Raw genomic sequence first — 358 nt, 5'->3', positions numbered from 1 at the left:
CTCCAGGACCCGCATACCGCCCATCGAACCGCCGATCGCCGCCGCGATCCGGTCGATACCGAGCAGGTCGAACAACCGCAGTTCGGCGCTCACCTGGTCGCGGATGGAGATTTCCGGGAAGCGTGCCCCCCACGATGCGCCGTCGGGCGCCGGGGACGCGGGGCCGGTACTGCCCTGACAGCCGCCGAGCACATTGGTGGCGACCACACACCATTCGTCGGTGTCGATGGGCGCGCCCGGCCCGACCATCCCGTTCCACCATCCGGGTTGCGGATGATCGGCATCGGGTTCGCCCACCACATGGGAATCGCCGGTCAGCGCGTGCTCGATGAGCACCACGTTGTCCATGGCCGGGGAC

1 protein-coding gene is annotated in these 358 nt (G+C 69.0%); it reads right to left on the bottom strand.

Going from position 1 to position 358, the window contains the following annotated elements:
- Positions 1-348 (bottom strand): alpha/beta fold hydrolase (locus CUZ56_RS14855; protein ID WP_204250933.1); only part of this gene is annotated, 348 nt, incomplete at its 3' end.
- Positions 349-358 lie beyond the last annotated feature (10 nt).

The sequence above is a fragment of the Saezia sanguinis genome (genome assembly GCF_003991585.1).
Lineage (GTDB): Bacteria > Pseudomonadota > Gammaproteobacteria > Burkholderiales > Burkholderiaceae_C > Saezia > Saezia sanguinis.
This window is presented reverse-complemented; position numbering and strand designations above follow the sequence as displayed.